We start from the raw sequence: 19,503 nt of genomic DNA on the forward strand, positions 1-19,503 counted from the left end.
GGCTGGAAGCTCCGAGAAAACTGACCAACCGAATCGTCCTGCTGGCGCGGCGCTACGCGGCGGTCACCGATCAGCCCGGCCGCCCGGCGGCACCACTCCCCTCGACGTTGAAGAATGATTATTCCCAGTCGCCTGATTGATCGTCTCAGGATGGATTGGGTGCGAGGCTTGGCTGTCAAAATGCGTCCGAGCTCGCAGGACGTGATCACGGAGCAGCCGCAGGCCATCGCACCGGCCCCGTAGGACCTCCCGGAGGTGCTCTCTGTGGTGTACCGCAGGGCCGAGCGCGTTCGCAGCCAGGGAGACCGAACGAAACGAGTGGTCCCTGAAAGGCCGTATCTTGCGTGATCCGTCCGAGCCTTTCGACGCCGCTCGCGACCACGCGCTGGTCACCGAGCTAATGCGCAAGCTCGACGGCACACGCTGACCGCTTCCTGCTGGGAGCCACCTGGGAGCCAAGCTGCTCCCCGAGCCCCTTCCAAGCCACGCCACACCAACCGAGCCCACCCATCTGACCTGCGGGAACGCCATCGCGGCTGGCAGGATCGCCAACCGAACCTCGTTCGGGACGGAGAGGTCGTGGGTGCAAATCCCGCCACCCCGACGCTGTAGTACTAGATCAGGGGTCTGATCCACTTATTGGTCGTTTCAGAATGACTCCGGCCGAGAGCAGCACTCCCGTTGGCACTTGGACAGCTGAGTTGGCATCTTGGCCCATGGCCGTACGCATGCGGTCTGAGCAACAGAAGCAAAGTCGGACTGGTCGGACGTAGGAGTGGGTGGATGGGCACGGATACGGAGCGGGGGTGCTGGGAGCTGCGGTCGGGAGCCGGCGTGGGTCCGTTGCAGTTCGGGATGTCTCCAGCCGAGGTCGCCCAAGCACTTTTGGTCCCTGGACCGCGGGAACGGGTTGGCGGTCCGTATGCGCAGGAGGACTTCCCGGATGGGGTCAAAGCGTTCTACGATGCAGGCAAGCTCGCCTGCGTTGCGCTGGATGCCGTCACCGGTCCGCAGGTCTTCCTGTCTGGCTTCCCGCTGGCAGGAAGCGATCCGGAGCAGGGCGAGCAGTTCCTGCTGGACCACGCTGCGGAGCATGGGAACTGCCTGCTCTACACGCCTGATGACTCACTTTCCCTGACTGACCTCGGGGTTCTTCTGCGTTCGCAGCCGGTCGGGGCAGCGCGCCTGACACGTCCGCTCTTCGTGAAGGAGGAGTGGTTGGAGTCGCAGTACTACCGAGACCACCTGCCGCTGGAGGGCGCTTCAGGCTGAGAGCTCGAACCGGCGAACGACGCCAGACCCTGCGCTCAAATCACGATGAGACGCCGCGGGACTTGCACTCGACGATCTTGGTCGGAAAGGTGTCCGAGTGCGTGCTGATCTTGTTCCGGACGAGCTGTGGGAGCGGGTGGCCCCCTTGCTGCCACCCGCTCCCGAACGACGCCACCGACATCCCGGGCGGTTGCGTGTTCCCTGACCGAACGGCACTCGCTGGCGTCCTGTTCGTGCTGCGGACCGGTGTCGCCTGGCGGGACGTCCCGGCGGAGACCGTGGGCTGTTCCGGCGTGACGGCCTGGCGCCGGCTGCGGGACTGGACCGAAGCCGGTGTCTGGCCGAGCTTCGCCGCGCCGACCTGCTGGACCTGGACGACTGCTCCGTGGACGGATCACACGTGCGGGCCCTCAAAGGGGGGAGCACGTTGGCCCCTCGCCGGTCGACCGTGCCCGTCCCGGCTCCAAGCACCACCTGATCGTCGACCGCCACGGAACCCCGCTCGCCGTGACGCTCACCGGCGGCAACCGGCACGACATCACCCAGCTCCTGCCCCTGCTCGACTCGGTTCCGCCGATTCGGGGAGCTCGGGGACGTCCCCGCCTCAAACCCAGGCGTCTGTACGCCGACCGTGGCTACGACTTCGACAAGTACCGCCGCTTGCTGTGGAAACGCGGCATCAAGCCCATGATCGCCCGACGGGGCGTCGCCCACGGCTCCGGACTGGGCAAGGTCCGCTGGGTGGTCGAGCGCGCATTCGCCTGGCTGCACCAGTTCAAACGGCTCCGCACCCGCTACGAACGCCGCGCCGATCTCCACCAAGGGTTGCTCGACCTGGCCTGCAGCCTCATCTGCCTCCGCCGCCTTCGGACCTCATTCTGAAACGATCAGTAAGTCCAGGGCAGCGTGCTCGACGTTTCCTTGGCCTTCGCCATCCAGGCGGCCGGCACTCACCCCTTCCTGCTCGGTACGAGAGGACGGAATGCGGCGAGGGCAGTTTCCCAGTCGGATGCGACCGGATCTTCCGGAGGGAGGGCGGGCCGCAGGTCCTCTGCCGCGCGCAGCACGGCGGAAGCGAGCTCCGGCGCCGCCGTCCGCGCGACGACGCCGTTCTCGTCGGCGACCGACAGGCCGTCTTTGGTCCGTCGCACGACAAGGCCGAAGGAGGTGTCGGCACCGGTGAAGGTCAGCACACGGGCGTCGCCCCGGATGAAGGCACCCAGGCTGTCCAGCAACTGGACGACCGAAAGGTAGATCATCATGCCCTGATCGGGGACGTGGCCGGCCGAGTCGGCCGTGCCATGCTCCCCGGTGACGGCCATGTCGCCCAGGTCGAACCCGCTGGCGTCGCTCTGGCCGGGCCGTACGGTGAACTGCACAGTGATCACGGGGTGTAGCTCTTTCCTACCGGGAAGAAGGTGATGACGCGGTTTCCGTCCCCGGAGTCGACGATGAGCCGATACCGGGCCGACATACCGTTCACGGTCATCCTCTTCTCGAAGGTCTGGATCCGGCGCCCGGGATCCGATACCCGCCGGCCTCGCTCGATCATTGTCCTCACAGCCTTCTCCACCTGCCCGCGGGTGGTCGACGGAGGCATCAGATCGCCTTGGCCGCCTTGGGCGGTTCCCGGGATGGTCGTGGGATCAATCCCGCCACCCCGACGCCGCAGTACCAATTCAGGTGCCTGATCCGCGAGAGCGGGTCGGGCTCCTGAGTGGTTCCGGAGACATGGCTGCCCCGGCGGCACGGTCCGGTTCAGAGGGGCACCATGACCAGGGCCGTGTCGTCGGCGGCGGCGCCGGGTGGGAGCAGGTCGGTCAGTTCGGCGGCGGCGAGGGTTTCGGGGTCGTCCGACCGGTGGCCGGCAGTCGGGGGGGGGCGGCGGGCCGGTCCGGGAACTCGGCGGTCCCGTTCCTGCGCGGGAGCGCCCGGAGCACCAACGTCGCGGAGGTCGTGTCGCCGCCGGATGTACTCCTCCTCTTGTGCGGCACGTCGATCGGGTTCGAGGACGCCACGGTGGGCTCCGCCCGTATCGGCCGGGCGCCGCTCGGCGAGACCGTCATGTTCGTCGAGGGGTAGCGGGTGCTCGGGCTCCTCTTCGACGGTCCGGTCGTACGGGTGTGGCCACCGCGTGTTGTCGGGGCGTCGGGGGTGTGCGGCGTGGTCTCGGTCACGTGGGGGGTGTGAAAGGCGTCAGAGTGACGCCGCGGTATTCGTCCGACGCGGTGAGCCGGGCCACGGCGGGGGCGGCAGGCGGTTCCGTCCGAGATACGCGACCTTGCCCGTTCAGCGGCAGGAATTCTGCTACGGCGGGTCCACATCTCCATGCCTGGCGGAGTTAGGCTGGTCGCACGAGGCAGAAGGTGCTGAATCCTTCGGGGCACGGGTGCCGCATACGCCCGGGTCCCTCGCCTCGTCCCCGAAACGAAGGTGTTATGCCCGCTGAGAACGCCCCTGCCGCCGGCAACCTCGACGACGACGACTACCCCGCCTACACCATGGGCCGGGCCGCCGACGTTCTCGGCACCACCCCCGCCTTCCTCCGGGCCGTCGGCGAGGCCGAGCTGATCACCCCGCTGCGTTCGGAGGGCGGCCACCGCCGCTACTCCCGCCGCCAGCTGCGCGTCGCCGCCCGCGCCCGGGAACTCGTCGACCAGGGCACCCCCATCGAGGCCGCGTGCCGCATCGTCTCCCTCGAGGACCAGCTCGACGAGGCCCTCCGCCGGAACCGGGATATGCACCGCGAGCTGGACAGACACCGCGCAGATACCTAGTCCCGCCAGCACAGGATTACGGCCACCGGCGGGCTGAGAATTCCCGAGTCAGGCCGGAAACCTACAGGCGCGTCCAGCCGACCCTGTGTTAGCGTGATAGCAGTTGCAGTTTTGGTTGCCAGAGACTTGTTTCTTTGCAGAGCTTTCCGGATCTTTCCGGAGGGGTGATCATCGCGGCGACTCGGGTTCCGCAAAGTGCGGGATCCGGCACTGCCCCCCAAGGGAGATTCAATATGGCATCTGGCACCGTGAAGTGGTTCAACGCGGAAAAGGGCTTCGGCTTCATCGAGCAGGAGGGTGGCGGCCCGGACGTGTTCGCCCACTACTCGAACATCGCCACCCAGGGCTTCCGCGAGCTTCAGGAAGGCCAGAAGGTTACCTTCGACGTCACGCAGGGCCAGAAGGGCCCGCAGGCCGAGAACATCGTTCCCGCCTGACGCTGACGCAATAACACAGAGCTGGGGCCCGCGCTCTTGGGGTGCGGGTCCCAGCTCATTGCTTTCTCCACTTTGCGGTCTTTCTCCGCATAAGTGACGGCCCTGGCCTCCTCTCAGCGAGGCCCGGCTTTTCGCATTTTCTTCGGCTCATTCTTGTGAATCCCCGTGCGGTCTCACCGCTGGGCGGACTTCCTCGATACGTGCCGCATCGAGGAAGGTTCTCCCTCATGAACCGCACCCGTCGTTCCGGCGGCAGTTCCGGCAGCTCCGCCCGCTTCCGCGCGGACCGAGGCTCCACGGGCTCGGCAGGCTCCCCCCGCGGCAGCCGCCTCCGTGGCCAGGAGACCCGCCGCCAGGGTTCCCGCCCGGCCGCCGGGCGGTCGAACGGCCAAGGAGCACGCTCCGGCGCACGCCGCCAGGAGTTCGCCCTGCCGGTCACGCTCACCGAGCCGCTGCCCGCGGTCGAGACGTTCGCCGAGCTGGACATGCCCGAACGCCTGCTGGCCGCCCTCGGCACCGAGGGCGTCACCGTGCCCTTCCCGATCCAGGCGGCCACGCTGCCGAACGCGCTGGCCGGCCGGGACGTCCTGGGCCGCGGGCGCACCGGCTCGGGCAAGACGCTCGCCTTCGGTCTGCCGCTGCTGGCCCGGCTGGACGGACAGCGCGCCCAGCCCCGGCAGCCGCTCGCCCTCGTCCTCGTCCCCACCCGGGAACTGGCCCAGCAGGTCACCGACGCGCTCACCCCCTACGCCCGCGCCCTGCGGCTGCGGCTCACCACCGTGGTGGGCGGCATGTCGATCGGCCGTCAGGCGAGTGCGCTGCGCGGCGGCGCCGAGGTCGTCGTCGCGACGCCCGGCCGCCTCAAGGACCTCATCGAGCGCGGCGACTGCCGCCTGGACCAGGTCGCCGTCACCGTCCTCGACGAGGCCGACCAGATGGCCGACATGGGCTTCATGCCGCAGGTGACCGCGCTGCTCGACCAAGTCGGGCCCGACGGGCAGCGGTTGCTCTTCTCGGCCACCCTGGACCGCAACATCGACCTCCTGGTACGCCGCTACCTCCATGACCCCGTGGTGCACTCGGTCGACCCGTCCGCGGGCGCCGTCACCACCATGGAGCACCACCTGCTGCATGTGCACGACGCCGAGAAGCACGACGCCGCGACCGAGATCGCCGCCCGCGACGGGCGCGTGATCATGTTCCTGGACACCAAGCACGCGGTGGACCGGCTGGCCAAGCACCTGCTGTCCGTCGGCGTGCGCGCCTCGGCCCTGCACGGCGGCAAGTCCCAGCCGCAGCGCAACCGGACGCTCGCCCAGTTCAAGGACGGCCGGGTCACGGTCCTGGTGGCCACCAACGTCGCCGCCCGCGGCATCCACGTCGACAACCTCGACCTCGTCGTGAACGTCGACCCGCCCGGCGACCACAAGGACTACCTGCACCGCGGCGGCCGTACCGCCCGCGCCGGCGAGTCCGGCACCGTCGTCACCCTCGTCCTGCCGCACCAGCGGCGCTCGATGGACCGGCTGATGGCCGACGCCGGCATCACGCCGAGCACCGCCCGGGTCCGCCCCGGCGACCCCGAGCTGCAGCGCATCACCGGCGCCCGGACCCCCTCCGGCGTGCCCGTCACCATCCCCGCCCCGGTCGCCGCGCAGAGCGAGCGCGGGGAACGCTCGGGGGCGGCCGGCGGACGCGGGCGCAGGGGACGGCCCGCCGGCGGACGCGGTGGCAACGGCCGGACCGCCGCACGGGCCCGTCGCTCCACCCCGAGGAACAACCCGTAGCCAACCCGTAGCCCAGGCACCGGGACGCGCTCCCGGCGGTCGGGGAGGGCCATGGCCCCTCCTGCCGCCCCGACGAAGAGGAGAAGCCCATGACGCCGATTCAGCGCCGTACCCGGCCCGCCACCAGCTCCGAGGGCACCGGCCTCACCGCCGGTGACGCCATGCACGCTCCCGGGCCCCAGGTGGACGACCACATGACCGTCGACGAGGCGCTGTCCGTGCTCATCGGCGCCCGCGTCCCGCATCTGCTCCTCCAGGACGGGGACGGGCGGTGCGCGGGACTGGTCACCCGTGCCCAGCTCTCCGCGCACCGGGGCGGCTCGTGGTACGAGAACCGGACGCGGCTGCGGGACATCCCGCTCGACCGCGGCCCGTTCACCGCGTCACGGGCCGTGCTCGGGGAGGCCGTGATCGCCATGCGCGGGCGCACCCTCGACGCGTCCCCCGTGATCGACGAGCACGGCTACGCCCTGGGCGTCCTCGCCCTCCCCCGCTGACCCGCCGCGTCACCCGGACGGCCCCTCCGGGTTCCCCCGGGGCTCCCCACCGGGCCCACCGGGCCATCGAGATCCTCCAGACCGCTCCCACACCGCTGCACACCGCTCCAGACTGTTCCAAGGCCGCTCCTGACCCCTCCGGTGTTTCTCCCCCAACTCTGTGGAGGCATCCATGCGCTGTGTCATCGCCCGATTCCCCTTCGACCTCATCAAGAGCGAGGTCGAGCAGTCGATGAGCGGCATCACACCCGAACCCGTCGCCGGTCTGGCCGTGACCATCGAAGGCCGCGTCTTCTCCGTCATGCAGGTCGGGGAAGTGATCACCAGGCAGAACCGACGCGACTTCACCAGCGGTGAGATGCGCCGGGCACTGACCCGGCTCGGCTTCGCCTGCCACGAGCCGGCTCCGGCCACACCGGCCTGGGACACGCCCGCCGGACAGAGCGCCGAGGGCTGGTAACCCTCGATCCTTCCCGGCGCCGCGCCCTCGCTGGGCTAGGCTCCTCAGACATGTCGCACCCTGACGAACTGCTCGTCGGTATCGCCGAGATGGTGGAGTCGCAGCACAGCAGTCGGATGTCCCTGACCGTGGTGGTCCCGGGAGCCGTCATCACCGGCCGGCTGGCGCCGGAATCCCTGTGGAAGGAGCGGGTGGCCGAAGTCCTGCGGGACTCCGAGCACCTGGGGCGGTTCGCCGCCGCTTTCGCTCCGCCCGAGGACAGCGGCGGCCCGCCGCAGCGGCCCGGCGGGCCCACGCACCTCCACTTCCATGTCGCCCGGATCCTCCAGGGCAGCTTCGGCATCCCCGACTCGGGCGGCATGTACCGCGTCGCCCTGGAGGACGTGAGCGCCTGGACCATCGGGGACATCGGCTACGCGGACCAGTGAACGGCGGCCGTACCACCCGTACGTTCCCCACGGCTTGTTCCCGCCCCTGTGGCCTTCGGGCGCCCCCTGCCCGGCCGGCCCCGGACGTACGCTGGTTTCACCGAGAGCATCTCGCGCAACGCGACCACGGCGGTGCCGTTCCCGGCGAACGACGAAGCGGACGGCCAGGTGCCGACCGGGACGGGATCGCATGAGAGACGTCGCCGGAATGCCGTCGGAAGGCGCCTTCCCGGGCCCGGACCACACCTACCGCATGCCCGTGCCACGGCTGACACTCACCGCGGGTGTCAGCCGCGGTCCGCTGGACGGGGCCTGGTGGCCGCGCTGCGATCTGCTGGAACTGGAGCTGCCCGCGCTGGTCGGCTCGCTGGCCCCCGGCCTCGGCACCGTCACCCGTGTCACGGTGGACGCCGTCGCCTGGCCGGACGTCCCGCGCACGGTCGCGGCGCCCGCCGGCCTGATCGAAGTGGCCCTGTCGGACGTCGATTCCGAAGCGCACGCCATCGCCCTGGAATGCGGCGCCCTGGGCCGCTGGGAACTGCTGGTCATCCCGCCCGGCCGGTCGGTCGCGGCGGCGACCTGGCTGCTGACGGCGGCCGCCGACCCGAGCAACAGGCTGACGGCCGCGCACATGCTGGCGCTCGCCGAGGCCGGTTTCGGGGAGGACCGCGGGTGACATGAGGCCGGGCCGGTGGGGGGCCGGGTTCCGGGAGCCGGAAGCCAGGTTCCGGGGGCCGTCACCGGGCGGCAGGACGGAGTGGCAGGACGGAGCGGCAGGACGGCGATCCTGCCCGCCATCGCCGCCACCACCGCCACCGCCGCCGCCCAACCGAACACCACCGCCGCCATCGAGGTTCCCGGCCACCCACCGTAGGGCTCAACGCCTCGGCGTCCACCGGTACTTGACCGCTGTCACCCGAACGGGCCCCGGCCCGGCGCTCACAGGTCGAGCCGGTACGGCAGCAGGCACACCACCACGTCGGTACGGGCCCGCAGCACCGTGGCGAGGAGCAGGCCGCGCTGGTTCTGGAGGATCTCGTAGCGGCGGTGCCGGGGTTCGACCTCGGGGATGAGGACGGCGATCTGGCGGCCGTCCCGGGCGGCGCGCTGGACATAGTCGACGAGCGGCTGGACCAGGGAGCGGTGCGGGCTGTCGATCACGTCCAGGCGTACGCCCGGGTTCCAGCGGTCCCACGCCTCCCTGAGGGCGCGCTGCCGTTCGGGGTCGGCGTGCACGGCCACCGCCACGACCTCGTCGCCCAGCGCGAGGGCGGCGCCGAGGGCGTGCCGGGCGAGCTGGGAGACCTCGCCGACGGGGACGATGACCAGGCTGGCGGCTCGACGGTCCGGCGGGCCCGGGATGCGGCCGAGGCCGAGTTCCTCGCCGACGGCCGTGTAGTAGCGCTGGATGCGGGCGAACAGCAGCATGAGGAGGGGGACGGCCACCACGACCACCCAGGCGCCCGCCAGGAACTTGGTGGTGAGGAGGATGACGCCGGCCAGGGTGGTGAGCACCGCGCCGGTGCCGTTGACGAGCGCGCGGGGTCTGAAGCCGGCCGGCTTCTCGCGGACCCAGTGCCGGACGAGGCCCAGCTGGCTGAGGGTGAAGCCGATGAAGACGCCGATCGCGAAGAGGGGGATCAGGCGGTGGGTGTCGGCGTCCGTCGCGAGGAGCAGCAGCGCGGCCAGCAGGGCCAGGGCGACCACGCCGTAGCGGTAGACGGGGCGTTCGGCGCGCAGGCCGAACAGATGGGGCAGGCGGTGGTCGCGGGCCAGCAGGCTCATCAGGACCGGGAGGCCGCCGAAGCTGGTGTTCGCGGCCAGCAGCAGCACGAGCGTGACGATGAGGTTGGTGGCGTAGTAGAGCCAGCCGGTGCCGAAGGCGCCGGCCGTGAGCTGGGCGAGGACGGTGACGTCGCCGCGCGGGGCCACCCGGTCGCGGCGGATCAGGACGGCCAGGCCGATCAGCATGACGCCGAGGAGGGCGCCGAGCATGAGTTCGGTGCGCTGGGCCCGCCGCACGCGCGGGACGCGGAAGGTGGGGACGGCGTTGGCGATCGCCTCCACGCCGGTGAGCGCCGAGCAGCCGGACGAGAACGCCTTGAGGATCAGGAGCGGGCCGAGGGACTCGTGGGCGGGGAAGGCGAGGTCCGTGCCGACCGTGGCCGCCGGGTGCGAGCGGAGCAGGTCCACGACGACGACGCCCAGGATCGACCCGATGAACAGCGCGGCGGGCAGCATGAGGACCCGGGCGCTGTCGGTGATGCCGCGCAGGTTGACCGCCGTCAGCAGGGCCAGGCCGATCAGGCAGACCAGCGGCTTGTCGCGGGCGAGGGCGGGGAAGGCGGAGGCGAGCGCGTCGGCGCCGGCGGCCAGGCTGACGGCGACGGTGAGCACGTAGTCCACGACCAGGCTGGCCGCGGCGAGCAGGCTCGCGGTCGGCCCGAGGTCCTTCTTGGCGACGGCGTAGGCGCCTCCGCCGTCCGGGTGTACGGCGATGACCTGGGCGTAGGAGATCACCAGCACGACGAGGAGGAGGACGATCGCCAGGGTGACGGGCAGGGTCGCGGTGAGCGCGCCGGTGCCGGCGGCCACCAGGGCCAGCACGATCGCCTCGGGGCCGTACGCCACCGAGCTGAGTGCGTCGAGCGACAGCGCGGCCAGCCCTTCCAGGCTGGTCAGATGGTGTTTCTCGCCCTCGCCGGGGCGCAGCGGGACTCTCGGTCGCAGTTCGCGACGTGCCAGGCCATAGACCATCGGGACCTCGCCGGGGCCGGTCGGGCGGTCGGACCCAGTCTGCGGGGCGGGCGGGGCGCGCGCCCGCCGGCGCACCCGGGCGGGCCGGTCGGCGTGCGGGAGGATGACCGGCCCGCCCGGGGGTCTCGGGGCCCGCTCGCCGCGGGGCGCCGGCTACAGGCCGACGTCGCGGCTGCGGATGTCCTCCAGCGATTCGCGGCGGACCAGGAGCCGGGCGAGCCCGTCGCGGACGGCGACCACGGGCGGGCGGCCGACCAGGTTGTAGCCGGAGGCCATGGAGAGGTGGTAGGCGCCGGCCACCGGGACGGCGAGCAGGTCACCGGGGTGGATGTCGGACGGCAGGTCCACATCGGCCGCGAGGACGTCGCCGGCCTCGCAGTGCCGGCCGACCACGGTCACCCGGGCCGGGGCCGCGGTGCCGGCCCTGCCGACCAGCCGGGGCGCGTACCGGACGCCGTACAGGGCCGGGCGCGGGTTGTCGCTCATGCCGCCGTCGACCGCCACGAACACGTGCTCGCCGGTGTGCTTCACGGCCAGTACGCGGTAGACGGCGACGCCCGCCGGGCCCGCGATGGCCCGGCCCGGCTCGATGATCAGGCGCGGCACCGGGAGCCCGGCCGTGGCGCAGGCGTCGGCGAGTTCGGCGCGGACCTTGCGGGCCAGCGCGGTGAGGTCGAGGGCCTCCTCGCCGGGGCGGTAGGCGATGCCGTGGCCGCCGCCGAGGTCGAGTTCGGGCAGGATCAGGCCGTGCTGCTCGTGGAGCCGGCTCATCAGGCCGACCAGGCGGCGCACGGCGACGAGGTACGGCTTGACGCTGGTGATCTGCGAGCCCAGATGGCAGTGCAGACCGGTGAGTTCGAGCTGCGGCTGGTCGAGGATCCGGGCGATGGCGTGCTGGGCGTAGCCGTCGGCGATGGACAGGCCGAACTTCTGGTCGTCGGTGCCGGTGCGGATCTTCTCGTGGCCGCCCGCGCTGATCCCGGGCACCACCCGGACCATCACCTTCTGGTGGCCGTCCGGGCCGACCGCGGCGGCCAGCCGGGCGATCTCGGCGGGGCTGTCGATGACGATCCGGCCGACGCCGAGGCGCAGGGCGGTGTCCAGGTCGCGGGGTGACTTGGCGTTGCCGTGCAGCACGATCCGCCCGGGCGGGAAGCCGGTGGTGACGGCGAGTTCGAGTTCGCCGGCCGAGCAGACGTCGAGGCCGAAGCCCTCCTCGTCCATCCAGTGGGCCATCGCGCGGCACAGGAACGCCTTGGCCGCGTAGAGGACTTCGGCGTCGGGGAAGGCGTCGCGGTAGGTGCGGCAGCGGTCGCGCACCTCGGCCTCGTCCAGGACGTAGGCGGGGGTGCCGAAGCGGTCGGCGACCTCGGCGAGCGGGACGCCGCCCACGGCGAGGTCGCCGTGCGGGGCCCGGGCGGTGGAGGCGGGCCACACCGACAGGCCGACTGCGGTGGTGGGTTCGTGAACCGTGGTCATCGTGGCTGCCCCTCTCAGGCGGTCCGCAGCGCGGGGATCTCGGGCTTGACCGCCGCGACCCGTGCGACCGGGGCGACCGGGGCGGGAGCGGGGGCGGTGAACTGCGGGTCCACCGTGACGGTGGTGATGCCGAGCGGCGCGGTCAGGGCGCGCAGGGCGGGCTCGGCGAGCCGGATCCACGCCTGGCCGGGGCCGAGGACGTCGGTCAGCCTCCGTGCGGAGGTGAAGCCCACGGCGGTGCGTTCGCCGAGCGGGGTGCGAAAAAGCCGGGTCGCATACCCGGAGGGGCCCGGCCGGACCGGGACGCAGAGGGGTCCGGCCGGGAATCGATCGGAGGGCTCGGCGTCGTCGCCGTAGCGGATTTCTGCCATGGGGTGCCTCCGGAAGGCAGCGGGATACATGGTCTGCGGGCCCCGGCGGCGGGGAGGCGGACCGGGGCCCGGCGTCGACGTTATGCCCGGCGCCCCCGGTTGCCGGACGCGCCCTGACGGGACGCATACGGTGTTCCGGGCGACCTTGACGGGATGCTGACGGGCCTGGTGGGAGAGGGTGGAGGAGGCCGTCAGAAGGGCGCCAAGAACGGGCGTACGGGCTGTTCGAACCGCTGGGCGCGCGGTGGGATGGAGGAGTTCCGAGGAGGATCCGATGTCCGATTCCCGCCCGCCCTCAGCCGCTCGCGTCCTGGTCGGAGTGAGCGGCTCCCCGGGCAGTCTCACCGCCCTCGCCCGGGCCGCCGACGAGGCCCGGCGCCGCGGTGCCGAGCTGTGGCCGGTGCTGGCCTGGGAGCCGCCGGGCGGGGACCTGGCCGCCCGCCGGTCCCCGGCCGCCGTCGTCCTGGTCGAGGAGTGGACGCGGCTCGCGGGGGAACGGCTGGTCCAGGCCCTGGGCGAGGTGTTCGGCGGTACGGACACCGGGTTGCCGGGGCAGGCGCTCGTCGTCCGGGGCACCCCGGGGTTCGCGCTGGTGCGGACCGCCGACCGGGACGACGACCTCCTCGTCGTCGGCGCCGGCGGCCGGGGCCGGCTGCGCCGGGCGCTGTGGCCTTCGGTCAGCCGCTACTGCCTCGCCCGCGCCGGCTGCCCCGTCCTCGCGGTACCGCCGTCCCCGCTGCACGCCGCCCTCACCGCCCTGCACCGGCGCAACGCCCTGGGCCTGCGCCTGGACACCGGTCTGCTGGAACGGGAGTTCCACACGGTGCCCCCGCGGGCGTGAGCCCCGGGCGCCCTCCGCGTACGACGAGCCGCCGGCCGCCCGACACGACAACTCCGCCCGGCCGCACGCGTTCTGGCACCGCGCGCACCACGTGAACCCGCCGCCCGGAGCGCCCTCCGTGCGCGGCGAGCCACCGGCCGCCCCCGGCGCAGCCCCGCGCCACCGCGCAGCCGCCGCTGGAACGCCGGTCCTGAAAGCGGGAGTTCACCGCGGCGCCCCCTGCCGGCGGCGCGGGCCGGGCCCCGGCTACCCCCGTTCGCCCGACGTGACGAGTCCGCCGGGGTGTTCGCGTTCGGGGGACGTCGGTACCGCGAGCACCATCGTGAGGCCGCCGCCCGGGGTGTCCTCCGCGCGCAGCGTGCCGCCGACCGCCTCGGCGAAGCCGCGGGCGACCGCGAGGCCGAGGCCGACGCCGACACCGCGGGGCGAGTCGCCGTACCGCTGGAAGGGCTCGAAGATGCGGTCCTTGGCCTCGTCCGGGACGCCGGGCCCGCGGTCCACCACGCGCAGCTCCACCCGGTCGGCGAGGGCGCTCGCGGAGACCAGGACCCTCTCCCGGTCCGGGCTGTACTTGACGGCGTTCTCGACGATGTTGGCGACGGCCCGTTCCAGCAGGCCCCGGTCGATGTGCACCATCGGCAGCGTCTCGGGGATGTCCAGCTCCACGCTGTCCTCGGGCACCCCGCCGAGTGCCATGGGCACGACCTCGTCGAGGTCGGTCTCGCGGATGATGGGGGTCACCGTGCCGGTCTGCAGGCGGGACATGTCCAGCAGGTTGCCGACCAGGTGGTCGAGCCGGTCGGCGCCCTCCTCTATGGCCGCGAGCAGTTCCGCCCGGTCCTGTTCGGACCACTCGACGTCGTCGGAGCGCAGTGAGGTGACGGCGGCCTTGATGCCGGCGAGCGGGGTGCGCAGGTCGTGGCTGACGGCGGCCAGCAGGGCGGTGCGGATGCGGTTGCCCTCGGCCAGTTCCCTGGCCCGGCCCGCCTCGTCCTTCAGGCGCCTGCGGTCGAGCACGACGGCGGCCTGCGCGGCGAACGCGGCCAGCACCCGGCGGTCGGCGGCCGGCAGCACCCGGCCGCTCAGCGACAGGGCCATGTGGTCGCCGACCGGTACGTCGACGTCCGCGCCCTCCGGGATCCGGGCGGGCCGCGGGCCCACGCTGCCCGCGCAGGTCCAGGGGTCCGTCTCGCCGGTCCGCTCCAGCAGGGCCGCCGACTCCATGCCGAAGGTCTCGCGGACCCGTTCCAGCAGCGCCTCCAGGCTGGTCTCGCCGCGCAGCACGTTGCCGGCGAGGAAGGAGAGGATCTCGGACTCGGCGCGCAGCCGGGCCGCCTGGTGGGTGCGCCGGGCCGCGAGGTCCACCACCGAGGCCACGGACACGGCGACCCCGACGAAGATCGCGATGGCGACGATGTTCTTCGGGTCGGCGATGGTCAGGGTGTGGACGGGCGGGGTGAAGAACCAGTTGAGCAGCAGCGAGCCGACCACCGCCGAGGCCAGTGCCGGGGCGAGGCCGCCGAGCAGGGCCGCCGCGACCGTCAGGGTCAGATACAGCAGCATGTCGTTGGCGAGGCCGACCTCCGGCGCCGCGCGGGTGAGCAGCAGGGTCAGCAGCGCGGGGCCGAGCACGCCGACGAGCCAGCCCCGGACGACCCGGGAGCGGCCGAGCCGGGCCCCGCGGGCCACGGGCAGTCCGCGGCCCTTGCCCACCTCGTCGTGCGTGATGAGGTGGACGTCGAGGTCGGGTCCCGACTCGCGGGCGACGGTGGCGCCGACGCCGGGCCCGAAGGCGTACTGCCAGGTCCGGCGGCGGGAGACGCCGAGGACGATCTGGGTGGCGTTGACGCCGCGCGCGAAGTCCAGCAGCGCGGCCGGTATGTCGTCGCCGACGACGTGGTGGAAGGTGCCGCCGAGGTCCTCCACGAGGGTGCGCTGGTGGGCGAGTTCCTTCGGGGAGGCCGCGCTCAGCCCGTCGCTGCGGCCGATGTACACGGCCATGACCTCGCCGCCGGCGCCCTTCTCGGCGAGCCGGGCGGCCCGGCGGATCAGGGTGCGCCCCTCGGGGCCGCCGGTCAGGCCGACGACGATCCGCTCCCGCGAGCCCCAGATCTGCGAGACCTGGTGCTCGCTGCGGTACTCGTTGAGGTACTCGTCGACCCGGTCGGCCACCCACAGCAGGGCGAGTTCGCGCAGGGCGGTCAGGTTGCCGGGGCGGAAGTAGTTGGACAGGGCCGCGTCGACCTTGTCCGGCTGGTAGATGTTGCCGTGGGCCATGCGGCGGCGCAGGGCCTGCGGGTCCATGTCGACCAGCTCGATCTGGTCGGCATGGCGGACGACCTCGTCCGGCACGGTCTCCTGCTGCCGCACGCCGGTGATCGACTCCACGACGTCGCCGAGCGACTCCAGGTGCTGGATGTTGACCGTGGAGACGACGTCGATGCCGGCGGCGAGCAGCTCCTCGACGTCCTGCCAGCGCTTGGCGTTGCGCGAGCCGGGGATGTTGGTGTGCGGCAGCTCGTCGACCAGGGCCACCTGGGGGCGGCGGGCGAGGACGGCGTCCACGTCCATCTCGGTGAAGGTGCTGCCCCGGTACCCGATCTCCTTGCGCGGCACCTGTTCGAGGCCGTGCAGCATCACCTCGGTGCGCGGCCGGTGATGGTGCTCCACGAACGCGACGACGCAGTCGGTGCCCCGCTCGGTACGGCGGTGCGCCTCCGACAGCATCGCGTACGTCTTGCCGACGCCGGGTGCCGCGCCCAGGTAGATCCGGAGCTTGCCGCGTGCCATGTCATCCCTCGAAGCGGTAGCCCATGCCGGGCTCGGTGATCAGATAGCGGGGGTGGGAGGGGTCGGTCTCCAACTTGCGGCGCAGCTGGGCCATGTAGACGCGCAGGTAGTTGGTCTTGGTGCTCTGCGAGACGCCCCAGACCTCCTGGAGGAGGTGCTTCTGCGTGATCAGCCGGCCCGGGTTGGTCACGAGTATCTCCAGCAGATGCCATTCGGTCGGGGTCAGCCGGACGTCCCGCCCGTCCCGTACGGCCTTCTTGGCGAGCAGGTCGATGCTGAAGTCCGGTGTCTCGACCAGGGTCGCCTCGGGCACCAGCGGGGTGTCCTCGGTGCGGCGGACGGCGGCCCGCAGCCGGGCGAGCAGCTCGTCCATGCTGAACGGCTTGGTGATGTAGTCGTCGGCGCCGGCGTCGAGGGCCGCGACCTTCTCGTCGGACGCCTGGCGGGCGGAGAGGACGAGGACCGGGACGCGGGTCCAGCCGCGCAGGGCCTTGATGACGTCGACGCCGTCCATGTCGGGCAGTCCGAGGTCCAGCAGCACCGCGTCGGGCTGGCGCGCGGCGGCCAGCCGCAGGGCCGTGGCACCGTCGGGCGCGGCGTCCACGCCGTACCGGCGTGCCTGCAAGTTGATGACGAGGGCCCGTACGAGTTGCGGGTCGTCCTCCACCACGAGCACCCGGGTCATGGGTGTGTGCCTCTCCTGTCATGGCTGCGGGAGCCGGCGGGTCCGGGATGTCTCCCGGGCCGCCGGCTCCCGTGTCGTTCGCGTAAGCCCGTCACTTGCGGGCCACGAGGTCCTTGAGCGCGATGTTGAGCTCGAGGACGTTGACCCGCGGCTCGCCGATGAAGCCCAGGGCGCGGCCCTGGGTGTGGTCCTCGACCAGCTTCTCCACCGCGGCGACGGACAGGCCGTTCCTCGCGGCGATCCGGTGCACCTGGAGGTCGGCGTACTGGGGGGAGATGGCCGGGTCGAGACCGGAGCCGGAGGAGGTCACCGCGTCGGCGGGGACCTGCGACGGCTTGACCGTGTAGCCGGCCACCGAGTTGTCCTTGACCACGGCGGCCCTGGCGGACACCACCTGGGCGCAGAGCGTGCCGTCCGCGGGCTCGGCCGGGCAGGTGCCGTGGACCGCGCCGCTGTCGGCTGCGAGGTTGGTCGCGCCCGAGAGGATCAGCTTGTACCGGGTGTTGAGGCTGTTGCTGCCGAGGCCGCCTGCCGGGCGGCCCTGGAACCACTTCAGGTCGGCGTCCGGGGTCTCCTGGCCCTTCTTCAGCGGCAGGTTGTAGGACTGCCCGATGAGGGACGAGCCGACGACCTTGCCGTCCGCCTTGATCTCGGAGCCGTTCGCCTTGTTGTGGAACAGTGCCTGCGCGACGCCGGTGACGACCAGCGGGTAGATGACACCGGTCACCAGGGTCAGCACGAGGAGCGCCCGGAGGCCCGCCCCGAGCAACCGGAGGGTGTTGGTTACGGAGTTGGTCATCGCGATCAGCCGATTCCGGGGATGAGGGAGATGAGCAGGTCGATGATCTTGATGCCGATGAAGGGCGCGACCAGGCCGCCGATGCCGTAGATGCCGAGGTTGCGGCGGAGCATCTTGTCCGCGCTCACCGGCCGGTACTGCACGCCCTTCAGGGACAGCGGCACCAGCGCGATGATGATCAGCGCGTTGAAGACGACGGCCGACAGGATCGCCGAGTCGGGCGAGGACAGCTGCATGATGTTCAGCTTGTCCAGGCCCGGGTAGACCGCCGCGAACAGGGCCGGGATGATCGCGAAGTACTTCGCGACGTCGTTGGCGATGGAGAAGGTGGTGAGCGCGCCCCGGGTGATGAGGAGCTGCTTGCCGATCTCCACGATCTCGATCAGCTTGGTCGGGTTGGAGTCGAGGTCGACCATGTTGCCGGCCTCCTTGGCGGCCGACGTGCCGGTGTTCATGGCCACGCCGACGTCCGCCTGGGCCAGCGCGGGGGCGTCGTTGGTGCCGTCACCGGTCATCGCGACCAGCTTGCCGCCGGCCTGCTCCCGCTTGATGAGGGCCATCTTGTCCTCGGGGGTGGCCTCGGCGAGGAAGTCGTCGACGCCCGCCTCCTCGGCGATGGCCCGGGCGGTCAGCGGGTTGTCACCCGTGATCATGACCGTTTTGATGCCCATGCGGCGCAGTTCCTCGAACCGCTCGCGCATGCCCTCCTTGACGACGTCCTTCAGGTGGATGACACCCAGCACGCGGGCGCCCTCGTCGTCGTGGACGGCGACCAGCAGCGGGGTGCCGCCGGCCTCGGAGATCCGGTTGGCGACGGTGTCGGCGTCCTTGGCGACGGAGCCGCCCTGCTGCTCGACCCAGGCGATGACCGAGGCGGTCGCGCCCTTGCGGATCCTGCGGCCGTCGACGTCCACACCCGACATCCGGGTCTGGGCGGTGAACTCGATCCACTCGGCCTGCGCCAGCTCGCCCTGGTGGCGTTCGCGCAGCCCGTACTTCTCCTTCGCCAGGACGACGATGGAGCGGCCCTCGGGCGTCTCGTCGGCCAGCGAGGACAGCTGGGCGGCGTCGGCGACCTCGGCCTCGGTGGTGCCCTGGACCGGGACGAACTCGGCGGCCTGGCGGTTGCCGAGGGTGATGGTGCCGGTCTTGTCGAGCAGCAGTGTGGAGACGTCACCGGCGGCCTCGACCGCGCGGCCCGACATCGCCAGCACATTGCGCTGGACCAGGCGGTCCATGCCCGCGATGCCGATCGCGGAGAGCAGGGCGCCGATGGTGGTCGGGATCAGGCAGACCAGCAGGGCGACCAGCACGACCATCGTCAGATGGGTGCCGGCGTAGTCCGCGAACGGCGGCAGGGTGGCCACCGCGAGCAGGAAGACGATCGTCAGCGAGGCGAGCAGGATGTTCAGCGCGATCTCGTTGGGCGTCTTCTGCCGGGCGGCGCCCTCGACCAGGTTGATCATCCGGTCGATGAAGGTCTCGCCGGGCTTCGTCGTGATCTTGATGACGATGCGGTCGGAGAGGACCTTGGTGCCGCCGGTCACCGCCGAGCGGTCGCCGCCGGACTCGCGGATGACGGGGGCGGACTCACCGGTGATCGCCGACTCGTCCACGGACGCGACGCCCTCGACGACGTCGCCGTCGCCCGGGATGACGTCACCGGCCTCGCAGACGACCAGGTCGCCGATCCTCAGCTCGGTGCCGGGCACCCGCTCCTCGGCGTCGCCCGCCAGGCGGCGGGCCACCGTGTCGGTCTTGGCCTTGCGCAGGGTGTCGGCCTGCGCCTTGCCGCGGCCCTCCGCGACCGCCTCCGCGAGGTTGGCGAAGATCACGGTCAGCCACAGCCAGGCGCTGATCGTCCAGCCGAACCAGTCGCCCGGGTCCTTGACGGAGAACACCGTGGTGAGCACGGAGCCGATCCACACCACGAACATCACGGGGGACTTGATCATCACCCGCGGGTCGAGCTTGCGGAACGCTTCCGGCAGCGACTTGACCAGCTGCTTGGGGTCGAACAGGCCTGCGCCGACCCGTCCTTCGGCGGGCTTGTGCCCGGTGGGGACGTCGCTGTGCGGCGCCCTGGTGGGTGTGGCTGTGGACATGGAGTCCTCTGACTTCTC

The 19,503-nt window shown here is 71.8% G+C and carries 18 protein-coding genes and 1 pseudogene; 10 read left to right on the forward strand and 9 right to left on the reverse strand.

Annotated features, from left to right (window positions below):
* Positions 1-834: 834 nt before the first annotated feature.
* Both ACF073_RS21210 and ACF073_RS21215 read left to right on the forward strand, forming a co-directional pair.
* Positions 835-1,272, forward strand: coding sequence for a hypothetical protein (locus tag ACF073_RS21210; protein ID WP_392072126.1), 438 nt, complete (start codon positions 835-837; stop codon positions 1,270-1,272).
* 97 nt (positions 1,273-1,369) lie between these two features.
* A pseudogene (locus ACF073_RS21215) lies at positions 1,370-2,154 on the forward strand (IS5 family transposase).
* A gap of 68 nt (positions 2,155-2,222) precedes the next feature.
* Here the strand turns inward: ACF073_RS21215 and ACF073_RS21220 are convergent.
* Both ACF073_RS21220 and ACF073_RS21225 read right to left on the reverse strand, forming a co-directional pair.
* Positions 2,223-2,651: a hypothetical protein gene (locus tag ACF073_RS21220; protein ID WP_392072128.1), complete on the reverse strand. Its 429-nt coding sequence runs from the start codon at positions 2,649-2,651 to the stop codon at positions 2,223-2,225.
* Between the two features lie 5 nt (positions 2,652-2,656).
* A complete protein-coding gene (locus ACF073_RS21225; protein ID WP_392072130.1) occupies positions 2,657-2,872 on the reverse strand; it encodes a hypothetical protein in 216 nt (71 codons plus the stop codon).
* Between the two features lie 838 nt (positions 2,873-3,710).
* Here ACF073_RS21225 and ACF073_RS21230 point away from each other — a divergent pair.
* The 7 genes from ACF073_RS21230 to ACF073_RS21260 all read left to right on the forward strand — a co-directional run bounded on the left by ACF073_RS21230 (position 3,711) and on the right by ACF073_RS21260 (position 8,334).
* The gene (locus ACF073_RS21230) at positions 3,711-4,049 is read left to right on the forward strand and encodes a MerR family transcriptional regulator (protein ID WP_392072132.1); all 339 of its coding nucleotides are present in this window, start codon (positions 3,711-3,713) and stop codon (positions 4,047-4,049) included.
* Positions 4,050-4,282: 233 nt separating this feature from the next.
* Complete coding sequence (locus tag ACF073_RS21235) at positions 4,283-4,486, forward strand: cold-shock protein (RefSeq protein ID WP_031482971.1); 204 nt, start codon at positions 4,283-4,285, stop codon at positions 4,484-4,486.
* 227 nt (positions 4,487-4,713) lie between these two features.
* Entirely contained in the window at positions 4,714-6,273 is a 1,560-nt protein-coding gene (locus tag ACF073_RS21240) for a DEAD/DEAH box helicase (protein WP_392072135.1), read from the forward strand.
* A gap of 89 nt (positions 6,274-6,362) precedes the next feature.
* Entirely contained in the window at positions 6,363-6,770 is a 408-nt protein-coding gene (locus ACF073_RS21245) for a CBS domain-containing protein (protein WP_392072137.1), read from the forward strand.
* 172 nt (positions 6,771-6,942) lie between these two features.
* Complete coding sequence (locus ACF073_RS21250; RefSeq protein ID WP_392072139.1) at positions 6,943-7,230, forward strand: SCO5918 family protein; 288 nt, start codon at positions 6,943-6,945, stop codon at positions 7,228-7,230.
* Positions 7,231-7,280: 50 nt separating this feature from the next.
* Positions 7,281-7,658 (forward strand): hypothetical protein, encoded by a 378-nt coding sequence (locus tag ACF073_RS21255; protein WP_392072141.1) that lies wholly within the window; start codon positions 7,281-7,283, stop codon positions 7,656-7,658.
* Between the two features lie 190 nt (positions 7,659-7,848).
* The gene (locus ACF073_RS21260) at positions 7,849-8,334 is read left to right on the forward strand and encodes a DUF5994 family protein (protein ID WP_392072143.1); all 486 of its coding nucleotides are present in this window, start codon (positions 7,849-7,851) and stop codon (positions 8,332-8,334) included.
* Between the two features lie 263 nt (positions 8,335-8,597).
* Here the strand turns inward: ACF073_RS21260 and ACF073_RS21265 are convergent, their stop codons facing one another.
* The 3 genes from ACF073_RS21265 to ACF073_RS21275 all read right to left on the reverse strand — a co-directional run bounded on the left by ACF073_RS21265 (position 8,598) and on the right by ACF073_RS21275 (position 12,265).
* Complete coding sequence (locus ACF073_RS21265; RefSeq protein ID WP_392072145.1) at positions 8,598-10,415, reverse strand: amino acid permease; 1,818 nt, start codon at positions 10,413-10,415, stop codon at positions 8,598-8,600.
* A gap of 153 nt (positions 10,416-10,568) precedes the next feature.
* On the reverse strand, positions 10,569-11,894 hold the full coding sequence (gene lysA, locus ACF073_RS21270; protein WP_392072147.1) for a diaminopimelate decarboxylase: 1,326 nt from the start codon (positions 11,892-11,894) through the stop codon (positions 10,569-10,571).
* Positions 11,895-11,908: 14 nt separating this feature from the next.
* The gene (locus ACF073_RS21275) at positions 11,909-12,265 is read right to left on the reverse strand and encodes an SAV_915 family protein (RefSeq protein ID WP_392072149.1); all 357 of its coding nucleotides are present in this window, start codon (positions 12,263-12,265) and stop codon (positions 11,909-11,911) included.
* Between the two features lie 274 nt (positions 12,266-12,539).
* Between ACF073_RS21275 and ACF073_RS21280 the strand changes: the two genes are divergently transcribed.
* Positions 12,540-13,106: a universal stress protein gene (locus tag ACF073_RS21280; RefSeq protein WP_392072151.1), complete on the forward strand. Its 567-nt coding sequence runs from the start codon at positions 12,540-12,542 to the stop codon at positions 13,104-13,106.
* 246 nt (positions 13,107-13,352) lie between these two features.
* Here ACF073_RS21280 and ACF073_RS21285 read toward each other — a convergent pair whose 3' ends face one another.
* From ACF073_RS21285 to kdpB, 4 genes are all read right to left on the reverse strand, one after another.
* Positions 13,353-15,896 (reverse strand): DUF4118 domain-containing protein, encoded by a 2,544-nt coding sequence (locus tag ACF073_RS21285; protein WP_392072153.1) that lies wholly within the window; start codon positions 15,894-15,896, stop codon positions 13,353-13,355.
* A 1-nt stretch (position 15,897) separates the two neighbouring features.
* Positions 15,898-16,581: a response regulator gene (locus tag ACF073_RS21290; protein WP_392072155.1), complete on the reverse strand. Its 684-nt coding sequence runs from the start codon at positions 16,579-16,581 to the stop codon at positions 15,898-15,900.
* Between the two features lie 91 nt (positions 16,582-16,672).
* Positions 16,673-17,380, reverse strand: coding sequence for a potassium-transporting ATPase subunit C (locus tag ACF073_RS21295; RefSeq protein WP_392072157.1), 708 nt, complete (start codon positions 17,378-17,380; stop codon positions 16,673-16,675).
* Positions 17,381-17,385: 5 nt separating this feature from the next.
* A complete protein-coding gene (kdpB, locus tag ACF073_RS21300) occupies positions 17,386-19,485 on the reverse strand; it encodes a potassium-transporting ATPase subunit KdpB (RefSeq protein WP_392072159.1) in 2,100 nt (699 codons plus the stop codon).
* Positions 19,486-19,503: the final 18 nt, after the last annotated feature.

This window comes from Streptomyces sp. NPDC015171 (genome assembly GCF_043079545.1).
GTDB lineage: Bacteria > Actinomycetota > Actinomycetes > Streptomycetales > Streptomycetaceae > Streptomyces.